Origin of the sequence: Pantoea sp. paga (genome assembly GCF_007558755.1) — a bacterium.
In the GTDB taxonomy this organism is placed as follows: Bacteria; Pseudomonadota; Gammaproteobacteria; order Enterobacterales; family Enterobacteriaceae; genus Pantoea; species Pantoea agglomerans.
Genome location: NZ_VLTF01000003.1, coordinates 88,159 through 114,016, shown reverse-complemented (window position 1 = coordinate 114,016; position 25,858 = coordinate 88,159). Strand labels below are relative to the sequence as shown.

At 53.4% G+C, this 25,858-nt stretch carries 28 protein-coding genes and 1 riboswitch; of the genes, 18 read left to right on the top strand and 10 right to left on the bottom strand.

What is annotated here, in order from left to right; all coding sequences use genetic code 11:
- Nucleotides 1-43: 43 nt before the first annotated feature.
- On the bottom strand, nt 44-718 hold the full coding sequence (locus FOV68_RS10415) for an SOS response-associated peptidase family protein (protein ID WP_010670430.1): 675 nt from the start codon (nt 716-718) through the stop codon (nt 44-46).
- Between the two features lie 135 nt (nt 719-853).
- Between FOV68_RS10415 and FOV68_RS10410 the strand changes: the two genes are divergently transcribed.
- Together FOV68_RS10410 and FOV68_RS10405 are read left to right on the top strand one after the other, a co-directional pair.
- Nucleotides 854-1,288: a hypothetical protein gene (locus FOV68_RS10410; protein WP_143990776.1), complete on the top strand. Its 435-nt coding sequence runs from the start codon at nt 854-856 to the stop codon at nt 1,286-1,288.
- Between the two features lie 147 nt (nt 1,289-1,435).
- Nucleotides 1,436-1,684 (top strand): hypothetical protein, encoded by a 249-nt coding sequence (locus FOV68_RS10405; RefSeq protein WP_064703951.1) that lies wholly within the window; start codon nt 1,436-1,438, stop codon nt 1,682-1,684.
- Nucleotides 1,685-1,825: 141 nt separating this feature from the next.
- On the opposite strand, the gene FOV68_RS10400 is transcribed toward FOV68_RS10405, so the two are convergent.
- Nucleotides 1,826-2,242 carry a cell envelope integrity TolA C-terminal domain-containing protein gene (locus FOV68_RS10400; RefSeq protein ID WP_227028325.1) on the bottom strand — a complete coding sequence of 139 codons (417 nt, stop codon included), beginning with the start codon at nt 2,240-2,242 and terminating at the stop codon, nt 1,826-1,828.
- 340 nt (nt 2,243-2,582) lie between these two features.
- Here FOV68_RS10400 and FOV68_RS10395 point away from each other — a divergent pair, with 340 nt between their 5' ends.
- The gene (locus FOV68_RS10395; RefSeq protein WP_143990775.1) at nt 2,583-2,828 is read left to right on the top strand and encodes a ParD-like family protein; all 246 of its coding nucleotides are present in this window, start codon (nt 2,583-2,585) and stop codon (nt 2,826-2,828) included.
- The gene (map, locus tag FOV68_RS10390; protein WP_143990774.1) at nt 2,825-3,610 is read left to right on the top strand and encodes a type I methionyl aminopeptidase; all 786 of its coding nucleotides are present in this window, start codon (nt 2,825-2,827) and stop codon (nt 3,608-3,610) included. The genes FOV68_RS10395 and map overlap by 4 nt, the downstream gene beginning before the upstream one ends.
- A 35-nt stretch (nt 3,611-3,645) precedes the next feature.
- Here map and FOV68_RS10385 read toward each other — a convergent pair whose 3' ends face one another.
- Together FOV68_RS10385 and FOV68_RS10380 are read right to left on the bottom strand one after the other, a co-directional pair.
- The gene (locus tag FOV68_RS10385) at nt 3,646-4,740 is read right to left on the bottom strand and encodes a diguanylate cyclase (protein ID WP_115388274.1); all 1,095 of its coding nucleotides are present in this window, start codon (nt 4,738-4,740) and stop codon (nt 3,646-3,648) included.
- Between the two features lie 202 nt (nt 4,741-4,942).
- A complete protein-coding gene (locus FOV68_RS10380) occupies nt 4,943-5,251 on the bottom strand; it encodes a hypothetical protein (RefSeq protein ID WP_031591637.1) in 309 nt (102 codons plus the stop codon).
- Nucleotides 5,252-5,481: 230 nt separating this feature from the next.
- Between FOV68_RS10380 and FOV68_RS10375 the strand changes: the two genes are divergently transcribed.
- From FOV68_RS10375 to FOV68_RS10365, 3 genes are all read left to right on the top strand, one after another.
- Nucleotides 5,482-5,706, top strand: a complete 225-nt coding sequence (locus tag FOV68_RS10375; RefSeq protein WP_010670434.1) for a hypothetical protein — start codon at nt 5,482-5,484, stop codon at nt 5,704-5,706.
- 2 nt (nt 5,707-5,708) lie between these two features.
- Nucleotides 5,709-5,951: a hypothetical protein gene (locus FOV68_RS10370; protein ID WP_039389782.1), complete on the top strand. Its 243-nt coding sequence runs from the start codon at nt 5,709-5,711 to the stop codon at nt 5,949-5,951.
- Between the two features lie 93 nt (nt 5,952-6,044).
- Nucleotides 6,045-6,731 carry a hypothetical protein gene (locus FOV68_RS10365; protein ID WP_033760640.1) on the top strand — a complete coding sequence of 229 codons (687 nt, stop codon included), beginning with the start codon at nt 6,045-6,047 and terminating at the stop codon, nt 6,729-6,731.
- Between the two features lie 221 nt (nt 6,732-6,952).
- Here FOV68_RS10365 and FOV68_RS10360 read toward each other — a convergent pair whose 3' ends face one another.
- Nucleotides 6,953-8,002, bottom strand: a complete 1,050-nt coding sequence (locus tag FOV68_RS10360) for an NAD(P)-dependent alcohol dehydrogenase (protein ID WP_143990773.1) — start codon at nt 8,000-8,002, stop codon at nt 6,953-6,955.
- 111 nt (nt 8,003-8,113) lie between these two features.
- Here FOV68_RS10360 and FOV68_RS10355 point away from each other — a divergent pair, with 111 nt between their 5' ends.
- Nucleotides 8,114-8,506, top strand: coding sequence for a helix-turn-helix domain-containing protein (locus FOV68_RS10355; RefSeq protein WP_039389774.1), 393 nt, complete (start codon nt 8,114-8,116; stop codon nt 8,504-8,506).
- Between the two features lie 29 nt (nt 8,507-8,535).
- Here FOV68_RS10355 and FOV68_RS10350 read toward each other — a convergent pair whose 3' ends face one another.
- The gene (locus FOV68_RS10350; RefSeq protein WP_139794655.1) at nt 8,536-9,357 is read right to left on the bottom strand and encodes a Cof-type HAD-IIB family hydrolase; all 822 of its coding nucleotides are present in this window, start codon (nt 9,355-9,357) and stop codon (nt 8,536-8,538) included.
- Between the two features lie 254 nt (nt 9,358-9,611).
- Here FOV68_RS10350 and FOV68_RS10345 point away from each other — a divergent pair, with 254 nt between their 5' ends.
- The gene (locus FOV68_RS10345) at nt 9,612-10,874 is read left to right on the top strand and encodes a DUF1479 domain-containing protein (RefSeq protein ID WP_143789354.1); all 1,263 of its coding nucleotides are present in this window, start codon (nt 9,612-9,614) and stop codon (nt 10,872-10,874) included.
- Nucleotides 10,875-10,950: 76 nt separating this feature from the next.
- Complete coding sequence (locus FOV68_RS10340; protein ID WP_143789352.1) at nt 10,951-11,700, top strand: DNA-binding transcriptional regulator YciT; 750 nt, start codon at nt 10,951-10,953, stop codon at nt 11,698-11,700.
- Here the strand turns inward: FOV68_RS10340 and FOV68_RS10335 are convergent.
- On the bottom strand, nt 11,697-12,716 hold the full coding sequence (locus tag FOV68_RS10335) for a LacI family DNA-binding transcriptional regulator (RefSeq protein WP_143990772.1): 1,020 nt from the start codon (nt 12,714-12,716) through the stop codon (nt 11,697-11,699). The genes FOV68_RS10340 and FOV68_RS10335 overlap by 4 nt on opposite strands.
- A gap of 256 nt (nt 12,717-12,972) precedes the next feature.
- Here FOV68_RS10335 and ascF point away from each other — a divergent pair, with 256 nt between their 5' ends.
- From ascF to FOV68_RS10305, 6 genes are all read left to right on the top strand, one after another.
- On the top strand, nt 12,973-14,439 hold the full coding sequence (gene ascF, locus FOV68_RS10330) for a PTS cellobiose/arbutin/salicin transporter subunit IIBC (RefSeq protein ID WP_143990771.1): 1,467 nt from the start codon (nt 12,973-12,975) through the stop codon (nt 14,437-14,439).
- Nucleotides 14,440-14,475: 36 nt separating this feature from the next.
- Nucleotides 14,476-15,906 carry a 6-phospho-beta-glucosidase gene (locus FOV68_RS10325; protein WP_143990770.1) on the top strand — a complete coding sequence of 477 codons (1,431 nt, stop codon included), beginning with the start codon at nt 14,476-14,478 and terminating at the stop codon, nt 15,904-15,906.
- Between the two features lie 106 nt (nt 15,907-16,012).
- Nucleotides 16,013-16,115, top strand: a riboswitch (TPP riboswitch).
- A gap of 68 nt (nt 16,116-16,183) precedes the next feature.
- The gene (locus FOV68_RS10320) at nt 16,184-16,885 is read left to right on the top strand and encodes a TenA family protein (RefSeq protein ID WP_031591624.1); all 702 of its coding nucleotides are present in this window, start codon (nt 16,184-16,186) and stop codon (nt 16,883-16,885) included.
- Nucleotides 16,882-17,622, top strand: a complete 741-nt coding sequence (locus tag FOV68_RS10315; RefSeq protein ID WP_143990769.1) for an ABC transporter ATP-binding protein — start codon at nt 16,882-16,884, stop codon at nt 17,620-17,622. Before FOV68_RS10320 ends, FOV68_RS10315 begins: the two co-directional genes overlap by 4 nt.
- Nucleotides 17,619-18,380: an ABC transporter permease gene (locus FOV68_RS10310; RefSeq protein ID WP_115758085.1), complete on the top strand. Its 762-nt coding sequence runs from the start codon at nt 17,619-17,621 to the stop codon at nt 18,378-18,380. The genes FOV68_RS10315 and FOV68_RS10310 overlap by 4 nt, the downstream gene beginning before the upstream one ends.
- A 23-nt stretch (nt 18,381-18,403) precedes the next feature.
- Complete coding sequence (locus FOV68_RS10305; RefSeq protein WP_083069816.1) at nt 18,404-19,339, top strand: ABC transporter substrate-binding protein; 936 nt, start codon at nt 18,404-18,406, stop codon at nt 19,337-19,339.
- 36 nt (nt 19,340-19,375) lie between these two features.
- On the opposite strand, the gene FOV68_RS10300 is transcribed toward FOV68_RS10305, so the two are convergent.
- Nucleotides 19,376-21,148: an EAL domain-containing protein gene (locus FOV68_RS10300; RefSeq protein WP_069026825.1), complete on the bottom strand. Its 1,773-nt coding sequence runs from the start codon at nt 21,146-21,148 to the stop codon at nt 19,376-19,378.
- A 152-nt stretch (nt 21,149-21,300) separates the two neighbouring features.
- Complete coding sequence (locus FOV68_RS10295; protein WP_143990768.1) at nt 21,301-22,527, bottom strand: FAD-dependent oxidoreductase; 1,227 nt, start codon at nt 22,525-22,527, stop codon at nt 21,301-21,303.
- 165 nt (nt 22,528-22,692) lie between these two features.
- Between FOV68_RS10295 and FOV68_RS10290 the strand changes: the two genes are divergently transcribed.
- Both FOV68_RS10290 and clcA read left to right on the top strand, forming a co-directional pair.
- Nucleotides 22,693-23,001 carry a YicS family protein gene (locus FOV68_RS10290; protein ID WP_039389748.1) on the top strand — a complete coding sequence of 103 codons (309 nt, stop codon included), beginning with the start codon at nt 22,693-22,695 and terminating at the stop codon, nt 22,999-23,001.
- Nucleotides 23,002-23,095: 94 nt separating this feature from the next.
- Entirely contained in the window at nt 23,096-24,484 is a 1,389-nt protein-coding gene (clcA, locus tag FOV68_RS10285; protein ID WP_143990767.1) for a H(+)/Cl(-) exchange transporter ClcA, read from the top strand.
- 19 nt (nt 24,485-24,503) lie between these two features.
- Here the strand turns inward: clcA and FOV68_RS10280 are convergent, their stop codons facing one another.
- Nucleotides 24,504-25,028 carry a phenolic acid decarboxylase gene (locus tag FOV68_RS10280; protein ID WP_143990766.1) on the bottom strand — a complete coding sequence of 175 codons (525 nt, stop codon included), beginning with the start codon at nt 25,026-25,028 and terminating at the stop codon, nt 24,504-24,506.
- Nucleotides 25,029-25,858: the final 830 nt, after the last annotated feature.

Here is a 25,858-nt window from a genome sequence, read left to right as displayed (position 1 = left end):
ACGGTGCGGGAAACTATGTAAATCTCTCACTTCATCGGCCTGTTCAGTCAGGCTTGATCTCTTTAATAAGCGCTTCACCCTGATTGTGGATGTTCCCGACTTTGGCTGTAACAGGATGCCAGGTGAAGTCCTTCTCAGGCAGTGCGGCTTCATGTGCAATTTCCTGAGCACGTTCCGACGTGGTTTCGGCACTGAGCCATTCGCGTACAGCATCCGCACTTAAAACCAGCGGGCGTCGGTCATGGATATCAACCATGCCTTTATTGCTCGCTGCCGTTACGATAACAAAACCCTCATGCCCATGGTCCTTACCATAAGGAGCTTTGCCGATAGCGGCGAAGAACAGCGGCTCTTTCTCTTTGTGGTAGATAAAGTAAGGCTGTTTTTTATCGCCCTCTCGCTTCCATTCATACCAGCCATTGGCAGGAACAATGGCGCGGCCATGCTCCCACAGCGGTTTGAACATGCGTCCCGTCGCAGCGGTTTCACCACGTGCATTGATGAGCGGTTGTTTGTCCCACCACTCCGGACCGTAACCCCAGTAAACCGGATCAAAGTGCAGTTCATTATCCCGCTCATTGAGCAAGAGTACTTTGGTGCCTGGAGCTACGTTAAAGCGGTCTATGGGCTCTGGGTCATAAGTGATTTCATCGGGCTTCAGCTCCAGGGATTCAAAGTAATCGTCTCTGCTGCTGTACTGCGCAAACCGTCCACACATGGGCACCTCCTCTCATAAGGATAGCGCAGCGTTGAACGAGTTAAATAAATCTAAAAAAAAATTGTTTATCTTGCTGAAGATATCGTGATTTTTGACGAGAACATAATTAATGAATATAAAAAAACTGGAGCCGTAATGAAGGGAACTATTTTAACTCTGGCTATGGCATCACTGATTGCGGCCTCGTTTACAGCTGATGCGCGCGGCCATCGTGGTGGGGGTGGGCATAGAAGCTACAGCCATAGTTTTAGTTCAGGTTATTCATCACAAACAACGACACCCAGAATCAAGAAGAGATATTCCAGCGCCAGGCGAACGGCCAGATATGCTACAGCGGGCGCAGCAGGTTACGGCGCATACCAGGCCCATAACTACACGTCATCCTACGTGCGTGAGAAGGGCCGTCAGGCCGCAAGAAAATCCTCAACGAACAACGATGACAGCCAGTATCAAAATCAGCCCCAGTCTCAGCCGGTTAGCCAGAATATGGCGCCGACATGTTCACCCTTATCTATGACAAGCCAGCCCGGCTATACAAACCTGCCTGTATGTCTGAGCGGTGTTAATTGATTTTCAAGCCATGCAGCAATGAAACGACGATGAATTGATATTTTCAGAAAGACAAATTTTACAGAATGCCACTTACCGCACTCCGGAGAGGTCATATTTTAGTGACTTCGTAGCGACACAAACCTTTAATAATATGAGAAATGACTCATGAGCATAGTTTTTATACCTGCCCTCATCCCATTACTGATGAAAATTGAGAATGAAAAAGGAAGCCCGCTTACTGAGCAGGAAGTCAGCAGCATCCGTGATAATGCCACAACTATCGAAGTGCCGCGTGATGTTGCTCTCGCCATGGCTGAATGCCGCGGTTACTTCGATATCAATCCTGAAAATTGCTGGGCTGAATGGAACTTGTACCGGAGTAAGAGTTTGCTGTCCGCTGCTGACAACGGATAACTGCATCGCGGTGCACATCTGCACCTTACGTTTTAACAGCCGGTATCTGACGGTATAGCTTCAGAGCAGCATGGTGCCTTATGGGATTGTGCGTTTAGACTTTTAAGTGCAACGCTTAACACTTTCCTTAGCTGTGTAATCTTATTGCGGAGCAAAATGTATCGGAATTTCATCCTTCATAAAGGCGGGTCTCTTTGGAAAAGTGTGGGCATTTGCAGCTTGTTTAATTGCTTCAATTGCAGCAGCGCACAGAGCTGGATCTCCGCCCTGAACGTTGATGCTTATCGGAGGCTCGCCTTCCGGCTGCCTGATCCTTACATCACATGTTTTACCGCGATAATTATCTGCATCGAAAAACCGATATTGTATTGCTGTAACAGCCTGGCAGAGCCAAAGCTGAGTTTCACGCTCTTGAGTTTGCTGTGGTGTCTGAGATTCACACTGACTTTTAATCTCTGGCGCGTCGGGAGTCTTAATTCCCTTTTGCCGGATGTGATTTGTGCTCATATGGCATCCTGAAACGGCCAATGTGGCAGTTAAAGCAATTATTCTTTTCATAATTACATCCCTGATATTTACCCGGATTTTATAGCATCAATGCTACAGACTTAATATCCATAGCCACCAGAAAAACCCAGTATTTCATCTGCTCAGTCATCAGCTACGTTTTCAGGAAAAAGACAGTGTTTCGGCGCTTTTTCGGCGGGGCTGCCCTACTGTTACCTGGCAATACACACCTTCCTGTTACCTATAAATTTTTCTGTTCCGATCGAAATGCGTGGCCGTTGGTCATCATTCTGTACCCTGCTTCAGACGCGCAACAATCTCCCCCCCTCTTTTCAAATCACGCCGTTGGCGTTAAGCTATACGAAACATATACGTTTCATATAAGGCTTGCATGGGCATCGTAAAAATCTCCGACCTGATGCATGAGAATCTGCGCATCGCCAGTCAGGCGATGAGCCGTTCGATTAATGCACAGGCAGAACACTGGCTAAAACTCGGTATGCTGGCTGAACTCTATCCGCAGCAGACCCAACATCAACTGGCGCAGAAGCTAATCCGGCTTGAACTGGAAGGCAGCGCTGATATACGCAATATGCTCCCTAAAGAGAGCCTCACCACACAAGGAGACGTGTCATGAACAGCGTTAAAATTCATACCGCAGCGGAAATCGAAATGGCACGTGCAGCCGGAGAGGCTGCGGCTCAGGTGCTGGCGATGATTACACCTCACGTCCGGCCCGGCATCACTACGGAAGAACTGGATGATATCTGTCACGATTTTATTGTGAATGAGCTTAAAGTGACGCCTGCAAACATCGGTTATCACGGTTATACCCGCACCACCTGCACGTCGGTCAATCATGTGGTCTGCCACGGCATCCCGGCCAGCAAAAAACTCAAGGATGGCGATATCGTTAATATCGATGTAGCGATCATCAAAGATGGCTGGTATGGCGATACCAGCCGGATGTACTTTGTCGGCACACCGTCAGTCCGTGCCAAACGTCTGGTGGAGATCACCTATCAGTCGATGGTCGCCGGTATCAAAACCGTCCGTCTTGGCGCGACGCTGGGTGATGTGGGCGCGGCTATCCAGCGTGTTGCCGAATCGGCTGGCTTCTCGGTAGTTCGTGAATATTGCGGTCACGGCGTCGGTGAAATTTACCACACCGATCCACAGGTGCTGCACTACGGCACGCCGGGCGAAGGAATGCCACTGAAAGCAGGCATGATTTTCACTATCGAACCGATGATTAATGCCGGTAAAGCCGGAACCAGCGTGCTGTCAGATGGCTGGACAGTGGTCACCAAAGATCGCTCACTCTCGGCGCAATGGGAACACACCGTCGCTGTCACCGATGAGGGTTTTGATCTGCTCACGCCCTGGCCTGAAGGCACCGGCGACTACCCGGCGATTTAATCTCTCAGCCTGAGCCACGCTCTCAGGCTGCATTGTTAACTGCTCCTGACTTCACTCAGCGTTTCCAGCGTGCCGGAATGCCAGACCTGCACATCGTTACGTCCGGCGCGCTTGACCTGATACAGCGCCTCGTCGGCGCATCTCAGCCATTCATGAATTGTCGCCGCATCGCATGCCGGTGCAATCCCGATACTCACCGAGCACTGAAAGGTGGATGAAGCCGGCAGCCGCAGCAGGGCAATCCCCTGTCTGATCTGCGCTGCCAGCAACATGATGCTGGGTTCATCCGCATCCCGCACAATCACACACAGCTCATCGCCGCCAAAGCGGGCAGGTATATCTTTCAGGCCGACGCTGTCCCGCAGCAGTGCCGAGATCTCTGCCAGCAGAAAGTCGCCCGCTTCATGCCCGAAGGTGTCATTAACCTGTTTGAAGTGATCGACATCCAGCAGCATCAGCCAGGCTTTACCCTCACCTCGCTGTGTACGTAAAAACTCGCTTTCAAGTCGCCGCTCAAACAGACGGCGGTTAGGTATTTTCAGACCGGGATCCATCAGCGCAATGCGTTCCAGCTCCTGATTCTTCTTTCGCAGACTCAGGGTCAGATTGTGTGAAACCACGCTGAGCGCCAGCAGATAGCCGCTGGCGAGCGGCAGAGTCAGCCAGACGGTGCGGGTAGAGAAAGTCAGCTGCAAAGGCGCCTTTTCCGCTAACCAGACCATTAAAAAGGTCAAAAGAAAGGCCTGCAGAGCAGACTTCAGCTGAACCCAACCGCCCGCCGAGTAACGATCAGAGATCAGTACCGCCATGATAATAATCGAGGGAAGCGGACTCAGCGCCATGGTTGCCACCCAGAAGCCGCCGAAAGCGGCATCCAGTGTCAGATTCTTACGTTCAAAACCTGTGGGATCGCGCGATCGCAATGCCAGTCTGAAGGCCGCATAGGGCCAGACAAACGCATTAGTAAATAGCAGTGCGCAGAGCTCCGGGCTTTTTCCCATCTCCATCAATACTGACAGAATGGGCAGAAAACAGAGAAAGGTGCCGAGCTGGCGCATCATGAACATGCGGCGCACAAATCGCGTCGAACGGCGCTTCAGTTGAATATCGTCAGGAGTGTAGTAGTTCATATGCAGACTGAAGCAGCAACGGGTTATGGCAGTTTATCGGTAATTAATAAATCAGGGTAAATTATTTACAGAATATTCTTATTGCGGGCCGCGAAAGACATCTCGTCAGGCTGTGACTTGTGTGTCGGGGACGATGGCAGTCAGGGAACAATGGCAGTAATGTGAGAAGATACCGCGCGCTATGAATACGCGCGGAGGCTGTTTATCGGCGGCCTTTAACCACTGAGGCAGACCAGTTGAAATCGCTGACTTCGCTGGCGGTCATTGAAGAAGGTTTTTTCTTACGCAGTGGTTTTTTCTTCTCCTTTTCAGCCTGCGCTCTCTGCTTCTCCATTTTGCTGGTCATGATAATCTGACGAGCTTCACTATTGAATTCTTTCTCTTTTTTGCTATCAGGCTCTTTACCGGTTCGTTGACGGTACTTCTCGGCCAGGCCCTTATAGGTTTGCTCGACGGCCAGTCGTTCATCAGCGTTGAACTGATCAATGGAAATCATCTTTTTATCGTTCATAGCGGCGTGTCCTGTGGCGAGTTATCCCGGCAAGTGTACCGCATTTGCGGTCCGTTAACGCAGGGAATGGCATTAATCCGGTGGGCTTCTGATTCCGTCAGCACACGCAACCCGGTAATTTCTCTGAAACATGCGCTTAGCCCTGTAATAAATAGGGTTATCTCTTAATATAAAACTAATGTTCATCAGGTTTACTGGCAGTGACCACGTACTGCCGAGGAGCTGAAGGAATGATAAAAGAGACCGATCGCCTGTCACAGGCATTATTACGGCGGCATGGGATTGGCGTTAAACAGAAACGTATACACTTCCGTGGCAGGGATCTGCTGTTTCAGCTGCATAACGCCCGCTATGAGGTTTTCAACGGCGATCGCTGCATAGCGACCGTCGATACCAACAATATCAATGAAGCCATTAAGCAGTTTAAAGCGCTGGACCAGCCTGGGGAGAAATAGCCATGCCAGACTATCGTCTGTTTCAGAAAGAGCAAACAGTCAGAGCCGTGAACACTGAGCGGCAGGATCAGCAGGACGCGTTAATGGCTGATGGCTATAAGATGGTGTGGGACGTGGTGCATGCAGATAACGCCGATGCCGCCCTGCTGCGCTATCAGCAACTGCGTCACGAAGAGGATAATGCTGAGCAGAATTTCGCAAACGATTCAGTTTTAAGTAGTCTGATAAACCTGATATCCCGCTGAGTCAGTGCGGGGCTGAAGGTATAAAACCAAAGTTACTGTTAATTCATGCTGTGCTGATTAGAATAAAGAAAATTTCCCGAATACAGGTTTCTGATGAAAATCACCATTCACAAAGAAGATGAGCTGTTTATGCACAACTTCTTTGCTGCGCCATGCCACACCGTTGAAACAGACTCACCACAGGCACAACAGATTCAGCAATCGCTACAGCTGGCCATCCAGCAAAAAGGTGCAGAGGCTGATGGCGACTGGAAACGTAGCCTGACTTTTTTGATTCTGTTTCTCTTTTTATATGCTGCGCTGGGTGCCTCGCTGACGCTTGATCTCAGTACCACGGGCACGCCTCATAAGAGTATTGAATATGCGCTGGAAGCGATTCCGGTGCTGATCGCCTTCTCCGGCTTCTTCATCTCTATTCTCTATCTGTTCCTGACCCGCGCCAGCGCGCGTAAACAGCGTAACTGGGAAAGGACTATCCTGGTGCTGGAGAAATACTCCATCGGAAATCTGTTTAAAGCGACGCATACCCAGGGCGGTGGTACCAGCAACTACTCCGTACCCAATCTTTCCATTTCGCTCGCGCTGTTTATCTGCCTGACCTGGCTGGTGATTTATAATTATCTGACGTTTACCACCAGCGGGGTGTTTGGCAGTGTCATCTCTCTGTTTATCAGCACCATGGTTTATGTGATTCTGGATATTCAGCTGCTCAAGCCTTTTACCCATGCTGTTGAGAAAGAAGAAGCGGAAAAGAGCGACACGGATAAAGAGCAGGATTAACTGCACCCCGTAAACGTCAAAACAGATACCCGGTCAATGAGCCGGGTATTTTTTTGTTTAATCAGAACGATCTTGCTGCAAGACCTCTGCTGCACGGAATTTAATGAGGTGGGCCGACACTAAAACATATTAGTATGTTGTAACTATAGGCGGGCTTTATCCTTCGGGTTCAGCCCGGGTAAAGGTCAGACGGTCCGCTTTCACAGCGGACCGTGTATTCATCACCAGTGGGTTTTCTGCATATCAATGACAAAACGATATTTCACATCGCTGGTCAGCATACGTTCAAAGGCAGTTTCGACCTCTTCACCGGTGATCATTTCAACGTCAGCCGTGATGTTGTGCTGACCACAGAAGTCGAGCATCTGCTGCGTCTCCTGAATACTGCCAATCGAGGTGCCGCTGATGCTCAGGCGACGAAACACCATCGGTGTCACATTCGGTGACGGATGAGGTTGATCGGGAATGCCCACCAGCACCAGCTGACCATTGGTTTTCAGCGCACCGAGATAAGGATCGAGGTCGTGTGGTGCAGCGACACAGTCCAGAATGATATCCAGTGACGCCTGGCAGTCAGCCATTTGTGCGGCGTCTCGTGAGATCACCACGTTCTTAGCGCCGAGCCGGCGTGCATCTTCCCCTTTCGCCGGAGAAGTAGTAAACAGGGTAACTTCTACGCCCAGTGCACTGGCCAGTTTAACCGCCATATGACCCAGTCCCCCGAGCCCGACCACACCCACACGATCGCCTGCTTTGACGTTAAAATGCTGCAACGGTGACCAGACGGTCACGCCAGCGCACAGCAGCGGTGCCACCGCATTCAGCGCCAGATTGTCGGGCACCGTGACCACAAAGTGCTGGTCGGCGATGACATGCTGGGCATAGCCACCAAATGTCGTATTGCCGGTGTATTTATCCGTGCCGTTGTAGGTCGGCGTGAAACCCGCCTCACAATATTGCTCTTCCTGCTGCTGACAGAAATGGCATTCACCGCACGAGTCGACCATCACGCCAACGCCAACCGTTTCCCCGGCGGCAAATTTAGTGACGTTGCCCCCCACAGCCACAACGCGTCCGACAATTTCGTGACCGGGAACCAGCGGATAGCGGCTGACGGCCCATTCATTACGGGCCATATGCAGATCGGAGTGACAGACACCGCAGTAAAGAATTTCGATTTTCACATCGTCAGCCTGCAGTTCGCGTAACTCTACCTGGCCTGCCCGCAGCGGCTGGTCTGCCTGGGACGCTATCAGCGCGTTAATTTTCATCTGTTGCCTCTTCTCACCTGGTGGTCGTAAAGAAAGCGGCCCACTATAGACACACGGAAACCCATTTGGTAGTAGTTACCTTTTGGTTACCATACTAATTGGGAAGTCACTATGCCGGTCTGGGTTGAAGGAAAACTTTGCTTTTATGCGGATTCACCGCCGCGCCGCCTGCTGGAGCTCTTTTCGGTGAAATGGAGCACGATGGTGCTGCATGCGCTCTATCACTGGCCGGAAAATCGGGCGCGTACAGGCGAACTGGAGCGCAGCCTGCAGGGTATTTCGAAGAAGATGCTGATTCAGACGTTGCGTGAGCTGGAGCAGCGCGGACTGGTGTCGCGTCAGGTCTGGCAGGTGGTGCCACCAAAAGTGGAATACAGCCTTACGCCGTTGGGACATACCTTCGCCCAGCCAATTGAGCAGATGTATCAGTGGGGACTGGAGAATCAGGCTGCGCTGGATGAAATGGAACATCACACGCGCAGCCATCAGGAGAGTGGCGGATAGAACACCGCCTGTTCTCACGCAGTGCAGGCTTAATCGAACGGGAATTCGCGCGCCAGCACGCGGGAAATGACATTCAGCGCGCCTTCATCATTGTTGCTCTGAGTCTGATAGCGCGCCACGGCAGCGACCGAATCAGCCGCATTGGCCATCGAGAAACTGAAGCAGGCCTGACGCAGCATCTCAATATCATTGGCGCTGTCACCAATCGCCAGCACTTCGCAATCGCTGATGCCCCATTTTTCCTGCAGCAACGCAATGCCATGTGCCTTATGGCAGCCGGGAATAATGAGATCAATAAAGCCAAAACCGCTGGATACCGGATGCATGATGTTTTCCAGCTCACCCAGACTGGAATGCAGTCTTTGCAGCAGTGCATCCACCCCTTCGTGCTCCAGCTTCAGCGAGAATTTGAATATGGTGTCGTCGATGGCATAGAGGTCATCGCGTTTTTCCAGCCGGTGATAGTGGTTTGCAAGCATTGCCATCACCTCGTCAGAGGTAGATGAATGCATATAGGCGCCGTTGCGTCCACAGACCACGACCGCGATGTCAGGTTCATGCGCCAGGATATCAAGGATCTTATGCACTTTCTCCTGAGCTAAATCTCCGCAGAAGATCTCTTCATTACAGTCAGAGACCCATGCGCCATTTTCCGCCACGAAAGCGATCTCGTCTTTGATGTCGGGAAAATAGCGCTGCAGCTGGTAATACTGATTACCACTGGCCACCACAAAACGGATGCCCTTCTGCTTCAGCAGCGCATACTGACGTGAAAACCGCTGAACATTGTACTGCTTATTGTCGTCCAGAAAGGTGCCGTCCATATCCACCGCAATCATCTTAACCGCCATCTCGCCTGCCCCTCTACGTTCGCCGTTCTGTCCTTTCGGCTGATTGATTTGATTCATAAAGCTTACTCGCTGTGTGGATTAATGAGAATGCAAATAGTGACTTTGCTAACGGCTTTCAGAGCGTTCCGGTTCCGGAGTTGTGTTATCACGCACGTTTTTTTTCGTTAAAAGGATGTTAACCTCAGCCACATATTACGAATGAAGGTTATTTCAATTACATTCGTAACTCAACCCCAGACATTCAGGAGCATGAGATGCGTGAAGAATCCCGATCAACCCCTTTACCTGACGACGTCAAAGCCGCTATTCGCGAGATGAAACAGCAGTTACGTCAACAGATTGGTGATGTCGATGCCCTATTCCGCCAGGTTTGCGACAACATTAATGCTGCGATTGCTGAAGCAAAAGCAGATGAAAAGCGCACGGGCAGCGCCTGGCCAGTAGTGCCCATGCAGGACATTGCGGCGGGCAAGGTTTCGGATGAAACCCGGGCGCTGATTAAACGTCGCGGCTGTGTGGTAATTAAGCAGCACTTCGCACGTGAGCAGGCGCTGGCATGGGATAAGTCGATGCTCGACTATCTGGATCACAACCGGTTTGACGAACACTATCGCGGCCCCGGAGATGACTTTTTTGGATCGCTGGCCGCCTCCCGTCCTGAAATCTATCCGATTTACTGGTCACAGGCGCAAATGCAGGCGCGGCAGAGCGCGGCAATGGCTGACGCGCAATCTTTTCTGAACCGGTTATGGAAGTCTGAATCGCAGGGCAGGCAGTGGTTTGACCCGGATGTCAGCGTTATCTATCCCGATCGCATCCGTCGCCGCTTGCCGGGCACCACGTCGAAAGGATTAGGCGCCCATACCGATTCCGGCGCGCTGGAACGCTGGTTACTCCCCGCATATCAGCAGGTTTTCAGTAAGCTGTTTCACGGTGATTTTGCCGCTTACGACCCCTGGGATGCGGCTCACCGCACCAAAGTGGATGAGTATGATCTGCCGGGTACCACCAAATGTTCCGTATTCCGGACCTTTCAGGGCTGGACCGCACTCTCTGACATGATCCCCGGTCAGGGTCTGCTGCACGTTGTGCCTGTGCCGCAAGCGATGGCCTATGTCCTGCTGCGCCCGCTGCTTTCAGACGTACCTGAAGATGAACTGTGCGGCGTCGCACCGGGCCGGGTGTTGCCCGTTAATGAACAGTGGCATCCGCACCTGATTGCCGGACTCTGTTCGATACCGGCCTTAGAGGCGGGCGATTCGGTATGGTGGCACTGTGATGTGATCCACGCCGTTGCACCGGTTGAAGATCAGCAGGGCTGGGGCAATGTGATGTATATCCCCGCTGCGCCAATGTGTGACAAAAACCGCGCCTATGCCCGGCGGGTTGCACAGGCCCTGGAGCAGGGACGTTCGCCGGGAGATTTTCCGCCGGAAGATTATGAAACAGAGTGGGACCAGCGCTTTACGCTGCAGGATCTCAATCTCAACGGACGCCGGTCGCTGGATTTGTCCTGACCCCAATCCCGCGTTGTACACCGGCGCGGGATATCCCTGCTACACTGTAGCTCCTTTTTTTCTGCGAAACGCAATTATGAACCCGCGACATCATCAGATTATTCAACTGGTTAATAGCCGGGGCAGCGTAACGGTCAGTGAGCTGGCGCAGCTTACCGGGGTTTCTGAAGTGACGGTGCGTCAGGATCTCACGCTGCTGGAACGCGACCGACTGCTGCGGCGGGTTCACGGCTCCGCGCTGGCACTGGACAGCGATAACGTGGGCACCCGCATGAATACCCGCTATCCCACTAAGCAGGCGCTGGCACGACATGCGGCCAGCCTGGTTCAGGCGGGTGAATCGGTGTTCATCGAAGGCGGCAGTACCAATGCGCTGCTGGCGCGTGCGCTGGCTGACCGCGCCGATCTTACGCTGATTACCGTCAGTCACTATATTGCCCAGCTTCTTCGGGAAGCCGCCTGTGAGGTGATTGTGCTCGGTGGCCTGCTGCAGAAAAGCAGTGAGTCGGTAGTCGGCCCGCTGACGCGGTATTCCATCCAGCAGATTCATTTTCATCGGGCATTTGTTGGCGTGGATGGCTGGCATCCGGAGACCGGTTTTACCGGCCGCAACATGCTGCGCTGTGATGTGGTGGATGCCGTGCTGGCGAAAGGCGCTGAGAGCTATGCCCTGACCGACGCCTCCAAGTTTGGTCAGATTCACCCCTATCCGCTTTCATCCGGTTATCAGGTCGGGCATGTGATTACCGATGAGACGCTGGATGCGGCGACGATAGCGCAGCTCAGGGAACAGGCGATAGAGGTGATACAGATCGCCGCAGGTTAAGCAGAATGGCCGGGGCCTTTAGTAACGGAGTCCCGCAGCATCAGGCTGGCCGTGAAAGGTGCCTGAGTATGCCAGTCTCCGCCATCCAGCATGGTCAGCAGACGGTTAATCGTCTCATCGATCATCTCGGTGACCGGCAGTTTCATGCTGGATAACGACGGCGTGATGTAGGGTGCCAGCGGAATATCATCGAAGCCAATCACCGAAACCTGCCCGGGTACCGCAATGTTGCATTCAGTCAGACGCTTGATGGCACCAATCGCCATCTCATCATTACTCGCCACCAGCGCGCTGAATGTCACCCTGCGTTCCAGCAACGTGTCCACGGCCGCCATACCGCTCTGCGCCGTCCATTTACCCGTCACGATTAGCCGGGAATCGGCTTCAATGCCCTGCGCGGCCAGCGCAGCGTGATAGCCGGAAAGCCGCTCCACGCCGGTCGGCGAATCGAGCGAACCGGTGATAAACGCGATCTCGCGATGTCCCTGATTCAGCAGATGGCTCACCGCTGTGGCGCTGCTGGCGTGCTGATCGCTGTAAATACAGTAGCTGTGGTTGACGCGCAGCCGCCGGTTGATCACCAGTATCGGCTGTTTATGCCGCGAGATAATCGCATCCAGCGCGTCAATGCTCAGGAAGCGCGGATAGATAATGATGCCGTCACAGCGCAGATCGAGCAGAAACTGTATCGCCGCCTCTTCCTGCTCAGCGGTGTGTTTGCCGTCCGCCAGAATCAGCTGGCGGCCCTGCTGCTCCAGTATGCGCGCGGAGTGTGCCATCAGTTCAGTGAAGTAGCTGCCGCTGTAGAGCGTATTGGTGATCACCAGTCCAATGGTCTGAGACGTTTTTGTCGCCAGGTTGCGCGCCAGCAGATTGGGCCGGTATCCGGTTTCGGCAATCGCCTTCAGTACTTTTTCACGCTTTTCCTGCCCGACATAGCCATTGCCCGAGAGCACACGTGACACTGTCGCTTTTGAGACGCCCGCCCTGTTTGCCACTTCCTGAATCGTTGCCATGGTGATACTCCTTTGCTGCGTCGTCCTGCAGTCTACCTAAGCCTCTCAATGTTGGAAATATTTACCCCGCCTTTCAACGAAGTTACCTGACAGCACCAAGTGATGGAGTTCACAAAAAAGAGATCTGGTTGATTTTGGCGCTTGTCGGCGCCGTGAAAGCACTTCATGATTTTGTGAAACCGGTTTCCTATTTGCCTGCCTGCAGGCGCTAAAACATAAAAACTTTGACCGATTTACCCTACAGAGAAGAGCGATCATGCCCAGAAATTATGCCGAGGTGTCACGCGCCATCGTCGATGCGCTAGGCGGCCTCACCAATATCGAAGCCGTAACCCACTGCATGACCCGCCTGCGGTTTGTGGTGAAAGATGAAACTCAGGTCGACTATCCCCGGCTCAAGGCGATCAATGGCGTTATGGGCGTGGTGCACAACGACACTCAGTGCCAGGTGATCATTGGTAACAACGTTTCACAGGCTTATCAGGCGGTGCTGGAGCTGGGCTCGCCCGCAGCGACATCGACTGCACCCGTAAAACGTAAAATCACGTTGCGGGGCATCGGTGCTGGCATTCTTGATGCGCTGGTGGGCACCATGTCACCGCTGATTCCGGCCATTATCGGCGGGTCAATGGTTAAGCTGCTGGCGATGATCCTGGATATGGCGGGCGTGTTTGAGAAAGGCTCATCAACGCTGGTCATCCTCAACGTAATTGGCGATGGCGCATTTTTCTTCCTGCCGATTATGGTAGCCGCCTCTGCGGCGCTGAAATTCAAAACGAACATGTCACTGGCGATCGCCATTGCCGGTGTACTGGTTCATCCCAATTTTGTTGAGCTGATGGCGAAAGCGGCACAGGGTCAGGCGGTGGAATTTGCTTACATCCCGGTGACCGCAGTGAAATATACCTACACGGTAATCCCGGCGCTGGTGATGACCTGGATCCTGTCGCACATTGAGCGCGGCGTGGATCGTATTACGCCTGCTGTCACTAAAAACTTCCTGAAGCCGATGCTGATTGTGCTGATTGCGGCACCCATCGCGATTGTGCTGATTGGTCCGATTGGCATCTGGATCGGCAGCGGCATCTCCGCGCTGGTCTATACCGTGCATGGCTATCTTGGCTGGCTTTCTGTCGCGATTATGGGCGCAATCTGGCCGCTACTGGTGATGACCGGGATGCATCGGGTGTTCACCCCCACCATCATCCAGACCATTGCCGAAACCGGCAAAGAGGGCATGGTGATGCCGTCAGAGATTGGTGCCAACCTCTCGCTGGGAGGATCGTCGCTGGCGGTGGCGTTCCGGACTAAAAACCGTGAACTGCGCCAGACCGCGCTGGCAGCGGCGGCATCAGCGATTATTGCCGGCATTTCAGAACCGGCGCTCTATGGCGTTGCGGTCCGCTTAAAACGACCGCTGATCGCCTGTCTGATCAGTGGTTTTATCTGCGGCGCGGTCGCGGGCATTGGCGGGCTGGCCAGCCACTCCATGGCCTCTCCCGGCCTGTTTACCAGCGTACAGTTCTTCGATCCCACCAATCCCATGAGTATTGTCTGGGTCGGTGCGGTCATGGTGTTGTCTGTGGTGCTCTCATTTGTGCTGACGCTGCTGTTAGGTTTTGAAGATATTCCTGAAACCGAGCCTGAAACCAAAACCGCACCCGAAAGCGCAACGCAACCTGCGCCCGTTACCGAACGCGCTAACGCGATTAATAGCCACTAAAGGAAAGGGTCATGCTGACCCGGAAAAGAGGATTGCATGTCTGATTCAAGGTTTCCGCAAGGATTTTTATGGGGCGGCGCACTGGCCGCCAACCAGAGTGAAGGCGGCTTTCGTGAGGGCGGAAAGGGCTTAACCACCGTTGACATGATTCCACATGGCCCGCACCGTATGCCGGTCAAACTCGGTCTGGAAAAGCGTTTTACCCTGCGTGACGATGAATTCTATCCCAGCCATGAAGCCATCGATTTCTATCACCGCTATCCGGAGGACATTGCGCTGATGGCGGAGATGGGGTTTAGCGTGTTCCGCACGTCGATTGCCTGGAGCCGTCTCTATCCCAATGGCGATGAACTGACGCCCAATCCGCAAGGCATCGCCTTTTACCGCGCGGTCTTTGAGGAGTGCCGCAAATATAATATCGAACCGCTGGTCACGCTCTGTCACTTTGATGTGCCGATGCATCTGGTGACTGAATATGGCTCGTGGCGCAATCGCAAAATGGTCGACTTTTTTGCTCGTTATGCCCGCAGCTGCTTTGAGGCGTTTGATGGCCTGGTGAAATACTGGCTGACCTTTAATGAGATTAATATCCTGCTGCACAGCCCGTTTTCCGGCGCCGGTCTGGTGTTCGAACCCGGTGAGAACAAGGATCAGGTAAAGTATCAGGCAGCCCATCATGAACTGGTCGCCAGTGCGCTGGTGACGCGCATTGCGCATGAAGTGAATCCGATGAACCAGGTCGGTTGCATGCTGGCAGGTGGCAACTTCTATCCCTGGTCGAGCAAGCCGGAAGATGTCTGGGCAGCACTGGAAAAGGATCGCGAAAACCTGTTCTTTATTGATGTGCAGGCGCGCGGAGCCTATCCGGCCTACGCCGCCCGCGTATTCCGTGAAAAAGGGGTGACGCTTGAGATTGCTGACGGTGATGCCGACATCCTGAAAAACAGCGTTGATTTTGTCTCGTTCAGTTACTACGCCTCACGTTGCGCCTCGGCAGAGATGAACGAGCAGAACAGTAGCGCCGCCAATGTGGTGAAATCGCTGACCAATCCCCATGTACCGCGCAGTGAGTGGGGCTGGGGCATCGATCCGCTCGGCTTACGCATCACCATGAATATGATGTATGACCGCTATCAGAAGCCGCTGTTTCTGGTGGAAAATGGCCTGGGCGCGCGCGATGAGATCGAATCCAATGGCGAGATCAACGATGATTACCGCATCAGCTATCTGCGCGAACATATCCGCGCCATGGGTGACGCAATAGAGGATGGCGTGCCAGTGATGGGTTATACCAGCTGGGGCTGTATCGATCTGGTTGCCGCCTCAACGGGTGAAATGAGCAAGCGTTACGGATTTGTCTATGTTGACCGCGACGACCTGGGTAACGGTACGCTGGTGCGCACGCGGAAGAAATCGTTCTGGTGGTACAAAAAAGTCATTGCCAGTAATGGCGCAGATCTTGAGTGACAACGTCACTTAAAATCTATCGTCATGCTGTTACTGGCGCGACAAAAACGCCGGAACAGCACGCTTATTTGTACCGTTGTACTCTGGCAGTAATTATCGTATAACCAATGTCTCCGAGGGGTGTCCTGTAATGGGCTGAGATGGCGCAAGCCGAACCCTTTGAACCTGATCTGGGTCATGCCAGCGAAGGGACGGGTCGGCAGATTTTCTGCGTCATCTCCTGCAATATTCCCTGTTCCAGACCGTATGCCCGGATCTCCCTGTTACTGGAGATCCTATGTCACATCCGCTTTTCGACACCGGCTTTTATGGTCGTCTGCGCCTGCAGGCGGGCAGCCAATGGCACGCCTATATCGGGCACGAGTTTGTGCGGCAACTCGGTCAGGGCACCCTGCCACCCGCGGCTTTTCGCCACTATCTCACTCAGGATTATCTCTTTCTGCTGCACTTCGCCCGTGCCTGGGGCCTGCTGATCAGCAAACTCTCTGAGCCAGACGCATTACGCAGCGCGACGGCATCGCTTAACGCCATCGTCAGCGAACTGCCGCTTCACCAGGCGTACTGCCAGCAATGGGGCATCAGCGAGGCGGCAATGGCGAGTGAACCCGAGGCAGTGGAAACGCTCAACTACACCCGCTACGTGCTGGACGTGGGTCACACCGGGGATGCGCTGGAACTGCTGACCGCGCTGATGCCGTGCGTTGCCGGTTATGCTGAAATTGGCCTGACACTACTGCATGACCCCGCGACCCGCTTTGAGGGGAATCCTTACGCAGCATGGATTGAAAATTACGGCAACGAAGCGTATCTGGCTGGCGTTCGCTCCTCACTTTCACTGTTTGAAACCCAGGCCCGGCAGCGCGCCGGTGAACACCGGTTTCACCCGCTGGCGGAGATCTTCACCACCGCGACCCGGCTGGAAGCCGCTTTCTGGCAGATGGGTTTCAACCATGCTGCCGCCCAGCGGAGCAGCTCATGAACCTGCCGTGCAGTCCGGTGACGCCAGGCATTTCAATTCGCCAGCTCAGCCTGAATTATGGCCAGCAGCCACTCTTCAGCCAGCTTGATCTGGAGATCGCGGGCGGTGCTTTTACCGCTTTACTGGGTGCCAGCGGCGTCGGAAAAAGCAGCCTGATGCGGGTCATTGCTGGTCTGACGCCACCCACCGCCGGTCAGGTCAGCGGCAGCGACGGCCTGCCGCTGACCGGACGCATCGCCTGGATGGGGCAACAGGATCTGCTCTATCCGTGGCTGACGGTTGAACAAAATGTCTGCCTCGCCAGTCGCCTGAAAGGTGAAAGGGCCGATCGCGACTGGGCGCAGCATCTGCTGATGCGGGTAGGTCTTAGCCACTATGCAAACGCGCGACCCGCGACTCTTTCCGGCGGGATGCGTCAGCGCGCCGCGCTGGCCCGCACCCTCTACACCCGTCAGCCCGTTGTGCTGATGGATGAGCCCTTCTCCGCACTGGATGCACTCACCCGCGCTCAGATCCAGACGCTGTCCGCAGAAGTGCTGGTCGGACACACCGTGCTGCTGATTACCCATGACGCCGCCGAAGCCTGTCGGCTCAGTCACTACGTGCTGATGATCGGTTCTGCGGGAATTGAAACCTGCCCGCCTCTGCCGGGCCAGCCACCAAGGGCTGCAGACGACATACAGGTATTGCAGAGTCAGGCCGCATTGCTGAAGCAGCTGAGCAGGATAGCGGGATGAGATTACATAAAGGTTTTGCCGGTCTTCACCGTGGAGTGATGCTGTTTGCCGGACTGATTGCGCTGTGGTGGCTCGCCACACTGACTTCGGTTCCAGCCTTTCTGCTGCCCTCACCCGCCGCAGTCGGCATCGCACTGTGGCAAAACGCAGGCTATCTCGGCCATCACACTTTGATTACCCTGACCGAGATCGTCAGCGGCATGGCTCTCGGCGTGCTGCTGGGGAGTGTGCTGGCGCTGGGCATGACCTTTTCGCCGTGGCTGCAGCGCTGGATGATGCCGCTGGTGATCACCAGCCAGGCGATTCCGGTTTTTGCCCTGGCGCCGCTGCTGGTGCTCTGGTTTGGTTTCGGCATGGGCGCAAAGGTCGCGATGGCCGTCCTGGTGATCTTCTTCCCGGTGACCTCCGCCTTTTTTGATGGCCTGCGTCGCGTCACGCCCGGCTATCTCGATCTGGCTCGCACGCTGGGCGCATCACCTGTAGCGCAACTGCGCCATGTCCGGCTGTTAGCCGCGCTGCCCGCCCTGGGCTCAGGATTACGGATGGCGGCAGCCGTCGCGCCGATAGGCGCAATCATCGGCGAATGGGTCGGCTCGGCCGAGGGGCTGGGCTACGTGATGCTGAATGCCAACGCCCGGATGCAGAGCGACCTCTGTTTCGCCGCCTTGTTTATTCTGGTGCTGATGACGCTGGCCCTGTGGCTGACCCTCGACATCCTGCTGCGCCGCCTGATTACCTGGGCACCCGAGACACATTAATAACCAAACCAATGAGAAAACCCATGACAAAAATGCCTCTGCTTACCCTGCTGTTCAGCGCCACCTTAGCCACACAGGCTCAGGCGATGGAGAAACTGACTCTGGTGCTCGACTGGTATATCAATCCCGATCATGCGCCAATTATGGTGGCCCAGCAGACCGGCGCGTTTGCGGCAGAAGGGCTGGAGGTTAACATTGTGCCGCCTTCCGATCCGGCGCTGCCGCCGCGTCTGGTGGCAGCAAAGCAGGCGGACTTAGCGATTACCTATCAGCCGCAGCTGCATTTCTTCGCCGATCAGGGATTGCCCTTGATGCGGGTGGGTACGTTGATTAACAGTCCGCTGAATACGCTGATGACGTTAGACACAACGGTAAAAAAACCAGCCGATTTAAAAGGTAAACGCATCGGCTATTCCGTCAGCGGCATTGAACAGGCGACACTGGCGACCATGCTGAACCATGATGGCGTAAAGGCCGATCAGGTTAAGCTGATTAACGTCAATTTCCAGCTCACCAGCGCCCTGATGACCGGGCAGGTGGATGCCGTTATCGGCGGCTATCGCAATATCGAAGCGCTGGAGATGAAACAGCAGGGTAAAAACCCGGTGGTCTTCAACGTCGAGGATTATGGTGTTCCGGCCTATGACGAACTGATCATCGTCGCCAACCGTGATGAGGCTCACTCGGAGAAAATCAAAAAGTTTTTGCGGGCACTGAAGAAAGGTAATGCGCAGTTGCAGGCGCACCCGGAGGAGAGCTGGCAGGCCTTTGCCCGCGCGCATCCGGAGCTGAACACGCCGCTGAATCATCAGGCATGGCGTGCCACCCTGCCGCTGTTTGCCGCCGATCCGGCAAAACTGGATCGCGCACGCTATCAGGCTTACGAGCAATTTCTGTTTGATAACAAGCTGATTAAAAGCATCACGCCGGTTGAGCGCTACGCTACCGGCAGTGAGTAATATGAGAGCCCGCAACGATTGCTGCGGGCCACTTGTCTAGTGTGACTTCTGATAAAGCCAGTGTTCAATATCGCTGGCTGGCAGCGGTTTTGAAAAGAAGTAGCCCTGGATTTGATCGCAACCGTAAGTTTTCAGCAACGTCAGGGTGGCTTCCGTCTCAACGCCCTCGGCCAGCACGGTGTAGTTCAGCTCTTTCAGCATCTGAATAATGCATCTGACGATGATTTTTGATGCATCATCTTCACCCATACGCGAGATCAGGGATCGGTCGATTTTGATCACATCCAGCGGGATATCCTGCAGATAGCTGATGTTGCTGTAGCCGGTGCCGAAATCATCCAGCGAGATCACAAAGCCGTGTGATTTCAGCGCTTCCAGCCCGCTGATCGCCACATTGGTTTTGGTGATCAGTTCATTTTCAAGACACTCAATGCCCAGAATAGAATTGGGTAACTTAGCCGCCGCTAATTTCGCCACCAGCCGATCGGCAAAATCGGGCTGTGCAAAGTCGCGCTCGCTGACATTTATCGAAACCGGAATCAGATCGTACTCGCGATCCCAGCGCGCAAGCTGCTCAATGGTATGATCGATAACCCAGTTGGTAAGATCGGAAATCAGGTTGGTTTTACCCGCTAACGGAATGAATTCTGAAGGGAAAAGCTCGCCCCGCTCAGGATGATTCCAGCGGATCAGCGCCTCCAGTCCGACCGTTTTACCGGTTTTGAGACACACTTTAGGCTGCCAGGCCAGGTAAAGCTCTTCGTCTTTATTCAGCGCCTGAGCCAGATCGTTCATGATCATGAAGTCATCGGTGCGCCGCGAGTCGTAACTCTCTTCAAAACACATCGCACTGATATTCTCATCAATCGCCTCATGCAGCGCGCTCACCGCCTGACGTACCGTTTCATTGGCATTCATCTGGCCCGGCACAAACTCTGTTTCACCGGTAAAGACATCCAGGTCGAGCGTGATATTTTCCGCCAGATCGGCCTTCATGCCCTTAAACAGGTCGATCATGTTATGTGCGGTATAACGACCCGAGTAGGGCTGGACAATGGCAAAACGGCCTGGGGCGAAAGTATAGAGCGTCTCATTCTCCGGGAGATTAAGCCGGTGTGCCAGATCCTGCGCCATCTGCCTTAAGAGTTTCTCCATCGGTGCAATACCCACCGCACGGGAAAGCTCATAGGCACGAATGATGTCGAGGCAGTCGATAAGAATCAGGCGAAAGCGGCTCTGTGGTGCAACAAGGGTCAGCTGCTGAATATCTCGAATCAGGCGAGGGCGATTTGGCAGGTGCGTAATGACATCGGCAAAACCTGCGTTGTTCCAGACATCCAGAAAAGAGGTAACCAGTGTAGCCAGTGAGCGCAGCGTAGCGAGTTTCTCATCCGTAAAGGGATGTGGCTGCGTGTCGGTCACGCAGAGCGTGCCCAGCGTCGCGCCGTCGAGATTCTGCAGCGAGACACCGGCGTAGAAACGAATATGCGGATCGCCTTTAACAAACGGGTGCGTGACAAAGCGCTCATCCAGTAAGGTGTCATACACCACCAGATGACCCTCACCATCGATGACGTGGCGGCAGAGAGACTCATCTCGGGTCGATTGCTTAAGATCGAAGTTCCGTGACGCTTTAATATATTGATTATGATCGTCAATAATCGAAATGAAGCTGCCAGAAATACCCAGCACCTGGCTGGCAAGATTAACGAATCTTTCCAGCACTTTATCCCGGGCTTCATCCGGTGATAAAAGCGCCTTAATCGTACTCAGACGTTTTATGTCGCTGCCATTTTGCTCGTTATGCACTGAAACCTCTCCTATGCAGGCGCAAAAATCGAAAATAATTTAGCTCAGAAATGCTCAATTAGCGCCCAATTATCAGATAAATAGCGGCTCAATCTGACAGTACTTTCACTGTGAAACAGTGTCGCATGATATCTGATCGCTGTCGAAATCATTTAACGCTCTTCTTTTATGTGCGCAACCTGCGGCGACTCCGTCCTGAAGCCCAGACCGATCAGACGTCCCAGTACAAAACGCAGAAACGGCAGGCGCTGGATAATCGCGGGAACCTTGCTGCTTCCCGTAGGTTTTCTTTTTGCTTTGCTGCGGCTCATTTTGATCTGCAAAAACTGCGTGGCGACGGTAGGGAACTGACGGCGCTTCTGCACTTTTTCCAGATCGCGCAGCTGCAGTTCTCCCCGCTTCAGGGGATCGGTCAAAAGATTCGCCGTCGCCACCGCATCCTGAATCGCCAGATTTACGCCAACCCCGCCAATCGGCGACATAGCATGTGCCGCATCACCAATGCAGAGCACACCAGGTTTCGCCCACTTATCCAGTCGGTCAATCCGTATCGACAGCAGCTTAAAGGCTTCCCAGCTCTTGATTTCCGCCATGCGCGTCGCTTCAAAGGGCGACAGGGCCGCCACTTCTGCTTTAAACGCGTCGAGTCCTGCGGCCTGTTTCGCTTCAAACTCCCCTTTCGGAATGGTCAGTCCACACTGCCAGTAGTCGCCGCGATCGATAACAATAAAGTTCTGGCGTGGCCCTTTATGGCCCATGCCCAAATCGGGATCCTGCGGCTGTTTACTTAAGCGGAACCAGATGACATCACGTGCTGCGCCGAATTCCTGTCCGGTCAGTCCTGCCGCTTCGCGAACGCGTGAATGGCGGCCATCTGCACCGACCACCAGTTTACAGCGGATGTGCAGTTGCTGATTCCCGCGGGAAGCTATCACACCACTGACCTTGCCATTTTCAACATTCAGCGACTCAAAAGAGGTCGACTGCAGCAGGCTGAAGCCCGAATACCGGGCGCTCTGTTCAGCCATATAGTTCAGGAAATCCCACTGCGGCATAAAGGCGATAAAACGGCACTGAACCGGCAGGCGTGAAAAATCGGCCATCGTAATACTCTGTCCGCCGATTTCCGCCTCCAGCTTTTCGGCACGCTGATGCGGCAGCGTCAGGAAAGATTCCAGCAGACCGAGTTGATGCATAATTTCCAGCGTCGAAGGATGGATGGTGTCACCGCGAAAATCGTGGAGAAAATCGGCGTGCTTTTCGATCACCACCACGCGCAGGCCTGCGCGGGCGAACAGATAACCCAGCATTAGTCCGGCCGGGCCACCGCCGACGATACAACAGTCAGCGGTGAGAATTTCAGTGGAATGTGGCTGCATGTCAGCTCCCTGTCACGCCAGTATTGCTATGATTATTGCGTCGACCGTGGCGATGTTGCCGCAGTCGGTCGGGAATATTGTGCTCAGGCTAATCACTCAATGCGATTAATATCAAATGAAAACTGCCGAAGACCCGATTTTGTCCTCGGCAGTCAGGAGACCATCATGAACGCGATCCGCAACACGCTGTTTATTCTGCCGCTGTTAAGCCCGCTGATTGTGGCAGCCGCACCCTACGACACGCTAAAGTTTGCGCTGCGTCAGCAGCAGATAACTGACGATCTGCGCCAGAAGTGCCAGTTATCGCCAGCCCTCTCCGATGAAAAACTGCGTCAGACGTTTCTTAACGATAAGCAGAACCAGAAGCAGAATCAGGTCACGCTGACCGCGGCGGCTCAGGCGCTGAAAAACCAGGATGATCCAGCCTACCGCGAACGCATGGCGCAAGTGGTTTGTCCACCACAGACGAATTAACCCTTTACCCCGATGAAATTGATCCTGACGTTTGTTTTCACCTTATCACTCAGTAAACTGGGGCGCTGGTCTGATTGAACAAGAATGCCTCTCAATGAATGAAGAATCACCGCAGCCGGTTTATGTTCCCCGCTCCATCGCAGCGCGCAGCCGGATGTTTCGCGCCCTGCTCTATCGTGATAAAACGCCGCTGGCGATGCTGTTCTGTGCCGCGCTGGTCGGTATGCTGGTTGGCCTGGCAGGTGTGGCCTTTGCCCGGGCCGTTGAAGCAATACAGCAGTGGCGTGCTGACACGCTTATACCATCGCAGTTTCAGGGCTGGATGCTCTACGCCGCCGCCTTTGCCATCTCCGCTCTGCTGGCGATGGTGGGCTATTTTCTCGTCAGGCGCTTTGCTCCTGAAGCGGGTGGCTCCGGTATCCCTGAAATTGAAGGGGCGCTGGAAGAGCTCAGGCCTGTGCGCTGGTGGCGGGTGATTCCGGTGAAGTTCTTTGGCGGCATGGGCACGCTGGGTGCCGGTATGGTGCTGGGCCGGGAAGGCCCGACAGTGCAGCTGGGCGGGAACATTGGCCGCATGGTCATTGATATTCTGGGGATGCGCAGCAATGAGGCACGTCATACGCTGCTGGCAACCGGCGCGGCGGCCGGTCTGGCAGCGGCGTTTAATGCGCCGCTGGCAGGCATCCTGTTTATCATCGAGGAAATGCGTCCGCAATTCCGCTATAACCTGATTTCAATTAAAGCCGTGTTTACCGGTGTGATTATGGCCAGCATCGTGTTTAGCTGTTTCAACGGCGAACAGGCGGTGATCTCCGTCGGCAAGCTGGCTGATGCGCCCGTGCAGACGCTGTGGCTCTATCTGGTGCTCGGTATGATAATCGGTATGGTCGGCGTCCTGTTTAACCGCCTGATATTTATCACGCAGGATCTTTTTGCCCGCTTTTATGCCGGTAAAACGGCACGCGTGGTGCTGGCCGGTGCATTGCTGGGCGGCGGATGCGGTATTCTGGCTCTGCTGTTTGCACCTGGCGCAGGCGGCGGTTCAGAACTGATTCCACAGGCGGTCCATGGCGTCTTTCCGTTCACCCTGCTGCTGATCATCTTTCTGGTCAGGCTGGTGACCACTCTGCTCTGTTTTGGCTCAGGTGCGCCGGGCGGTATTTTTGCGCCGATGCTGGCGCTGGGTACGCTGCTCGGGACAGCCTTTGGAGTGGCAATGACGGACCTGTTCCCGTTTTATTATCTGGAAGCGGGCACTTTTGCTATCGCGGGGATGGGAGCGCTGTTTGCGGCGTCGGTAAGAGCACCGCTGACCGGTATCGTGCTGGTGCTGGAGATGACCGATAACTATCAGCTGATATTGCCGATGATTATTACCTGTCTGGGCGCTACGCTGCTGGCGCAGTTTCTGGGGGGGAAACCACTCTACTCCTCAATCCTGGCCCGCACGCTGGCGCGTCAGGCAGAAGCTACCCGCCCTTAGGGGCGGCTAGCCGGCTCAGTTACTTACCATCAAAATAGTCAGCAGGCATCTGTCCAGGTGCCTGATTAATGACTTCATCGTTATCAGGTCCTTCATTCTTCATATAAGTCACTTTTGCAAACTCTGGAATGATCACATACGGATAGGCCGGGCCTTCATCGCGGAAGCGATGCATATCTTCAATGAAGTCATTCTTATAACAGATAGTTTTTTCCGGATGCTGACCTTCACCGGCAATCCACTGCGGGAAGAAAATTGTGCCGTGAACCAGGGTGCGATTCAGATCAAACAGCAGGCTGACGCAGGTGCCGGTGGGTTCATGCCAGTCTACTTTGTAAATGCCCGGGGCGAACTGAATCGCGTGCATTTTCTGGTTGGTCACCCAGCGGCCACCTACCAGTCCCTGATGAATGCGGTAATCACAGGTGGTTTCGTTGCGAGCATACCACTCATATTTCCATCCATTATCATAGGTATAGACAAAATGCGTACCGACGAACTGAGAAAGATCGCTGGAGATATTCTCTGGAGATTCTGCAGACATTTTAACCTCTGTTTTAATAGCGCACTTTACAGGCGCAGATGAATTTCAAAAGAAAGCTATAGCGCAATAACTCGGTCAATATTGACTATGACGTAGATTGATTTTTTTGCCATCTGAAAACGGAAACTCTCCGCGATGGACAAATGATAATATTTATAAAAAACCCTTATAAATTTATTCATGTTAACAGATACCAGAAAAGCGATCTTTTTTATATTAACACCTTGAAATACTTGAGAATGCAGTATTATTAAATGGAATAATATTAAACTTGAATCACTCAATAAAAAAGATAATTTACTATCAGAACCTCATGTATTTTCAATAAATTCAATATCCTATAGGGTTATTTCTTATGCATTTCAGCTTTTTTCTATTTGTTTAAGCATCCACCTTTTCTCTGTCAGATAGACGAGTGGATAGTAATAACTTAGCATTTCAACTTAATTGATTTAAATCAATAAGTTAATCTTAATTAATTCAACTTTAATCTTCCACCAACTTCAAATGAGGATAGATTTATTTTTGCTGACTTAGTGGGATTTTTTTGACATTTTTGTGCACAACTTATGCTCAGGTATTCATCAGGTTTCAGAATGGTGAGTAGCGTGATACCCCTAAAGGCTCGACTCTTCAGAGGTACAAATCGTCGATATAGAAAAGTCGTCTCAGACCTGTCAGGTAAACCCTTTTATTATTATCAATCCCGCCAGGCATAAAACGGCGCACCCTATTGCTGACATTAAATACATAAGAGGGTAGCGCTGTCTGAAGCTCACTTTAATATTAAACCCAGCCGGAACAGGCAACCGACGCGCCGGTTATAAATA

Excerpts from the sequence above, each read along its gene's own strand:
- FOV68_RS10320 (WP_031591624.1), top strand. The coding sequence starts at position 16,184 with ATGTCACATCCGCTTTTCGACACCGGCTTTTATGGTCGTCTGCGCCTG.
- FOV68_RS10415 (WP_010670430.1), bottom strand. The coding sequence starts at position 718 with ATGTGTGGACGGTTTGCGCAGTACAGCAGCAGAGACGATTACTTTGAA.
- FOV68_RS10375 (WP_010670434.1), top strand. The coding sequence starts at position 5,482 with ATGATAAAAGAGACCGATCGCCTGTCACAGGCATTATTACGGCGGCAT.
- FOV68_RS10395 (WP_143990775.1), top strand. The coding sequence starts at position 2,583 with ATGGGCATCGTAAAAATCTCCGACCTGATGCATGAGAATCTGCGCATC.
- FOV68_RS10290 (WP_039389748.1), top strand. The coding sequence starts at position 22,693 with ATGAACGCGATCCGCAACACGCTGTTTATTCTGCCGCTGTTAAGCCCG.
- ascF (WP_143990771.1), top strand. The coding sequence starts at position 12,973 with ATGCCCAGAAATTATGCCGAGGTGTCACGCGCCATCGTCGATGCGCTA.
- FOV68_RS10365 (WP_033760640.1), top strand. The coding sequence starts at position 6,045 with ATGAAAATCACCATTCACAAAGAAGATGAGCTGTTTATGCACAACTTC.
- FOV68_RS10350 (WP_139794655.1), bottom strand. The coding sequence starts at position 9,357 with ATGGCGGTTAAGATGATTGCGGTGGATATGGACGGCACCTTTCTGGAC.
- FOV68_RS10355 (WP_039389774.1), top strand. The coding sequence starts at position 8,114 with ATGCCGGTCTGGGTTGAAGGAAAACTTTGCTTTTATGCGGATTCACCG.
- FOV68_RS10335 (WP_143990772.1), bottom strand. The coding sequence starts at position 12,716 with ATGGCAACGATTCAGGAAGTGGCAAACAGGGCGGGCGTCTCAAAAGCG.
- FOV68_RS10295 (WP_143990768.1), bottom strand. The coding sequence starts at position 22,527 with ATGCAGCCACATTCCACTGAAATTCTCACCGCTGACTGTTGTATCGTC.
- FOV68_RS10315 (WP_143990769.1), top strand. The coding sequence starts at position 16,882 with ATGAACCTGCCGTGCAGTCCGGTGACGCCAGGCATTTCAATTCGCCAG.
- FOV68_RS10400 (WP_227028325.1), bottom strand. The coding sequence starts at position 2,242 with ATGAAAAGAATAATTGCTTTAACTGCCACATTGGCCGTTTCAGGATGC.
- FOV68_RS10310 (WP_115758085.1), top strand. The coding sequence starts at position 17,619 with ATGAGATTACATAAAGGTTTTGCCGGTCTTCACCGTGGAGTGATGCTG.
- FOV68_RS10280 (WP_143990766.1), bottom strand. The coding sequence starts at position 25,028 with ATGTCTGCAGAATCTCCAGAGAATATCTCCAGCGATCTTTCTCAGTTC.
- FOV68_RS10410 (WP_143990776.1), top strand. The coding sequence starts at position 854 with ATGAAGGGAACTATTTTAACTCTGGCTATGGCATCACTGATTGCGGCC.
- FOV68_RS10370 (WP_039389782.1), top strand. The coding sequence starts at position 5,709 with ATGCCAGACTATCGTCTGTTTCAGAAAGAGCAAACAGTCAGAGCCGTG.
- FOV68_RS10345 (WP_143789354.1), top strand. The coding sequence starts at position 9,612 with ATGCGTGAAGAATCCCGATCAACCCCTTTACCTGACGACGTCAAAGCC.
- FOV68_RS10325 (WP_143990770.1), top strand. The coding sequence starts at position 14,476 with ATGTCTGATTCAAGGTTTCCGCAAGGATTTTTATGGGGCGGCGCACTG.
- clcA (WP_143990767.1), top strand. The coding sequence starts at position 23,096 with ATGAATGAAGAATCACCGCAGCCGGTTTATGTTCCCCGCTCCATCGCA.
- FOV68_RS10360 (WP_143990773.1), bottom strand. The coding sequence starts at position 8,002 with ATGAAAATTAACGCGCTGATAGCGTCCCAGGCAGACCAGCCGCTGCGG.
- map (WP_143990774.1), top strand. The coding sequence starts at position 2,825 with ATGAACAGCGTTAAAATTCATACCGCAGCGGAAATCGAAATGGCACGT.
- FOV68_RS10380 (WP_031591637.1), bottom strand. The coding sequence starts at position 5,251 with ATGAACGATAAAAAGATGATTTCCATTGATCAGTTCAACGCTGATGAA.
- FOV68_RS10305 (WP_083069816.1), top strand. The coding sequence starts at position 18,404 with ATGACAAAAATGCCTCTGCTTACCCTGCTGTTCAGCGCCACCTTAGCC.
- FOV68_RS10385 (WP_115388274.1), bottom strand. The coding sequence starts at position 4,740 with ATGAACTACTACACTCCTGACGATATTCAACTGAAGCGCCGTTCGACG.
- FOV68_RS10405 (WP_064703951.1), top strand. The coding sequence starts at position 1,436 with ATGAGCATAGTTTTTATACCTGCCCTCATCCCATTACTGATGAAAATT.
- FOV68_RS10340 (WP_143789352.1), top strand. The coding sequence starts at position 10,951 with ATGAACCCGCGACATCATCAGATTATTCAACTGGTTAATAGCCGGGGC.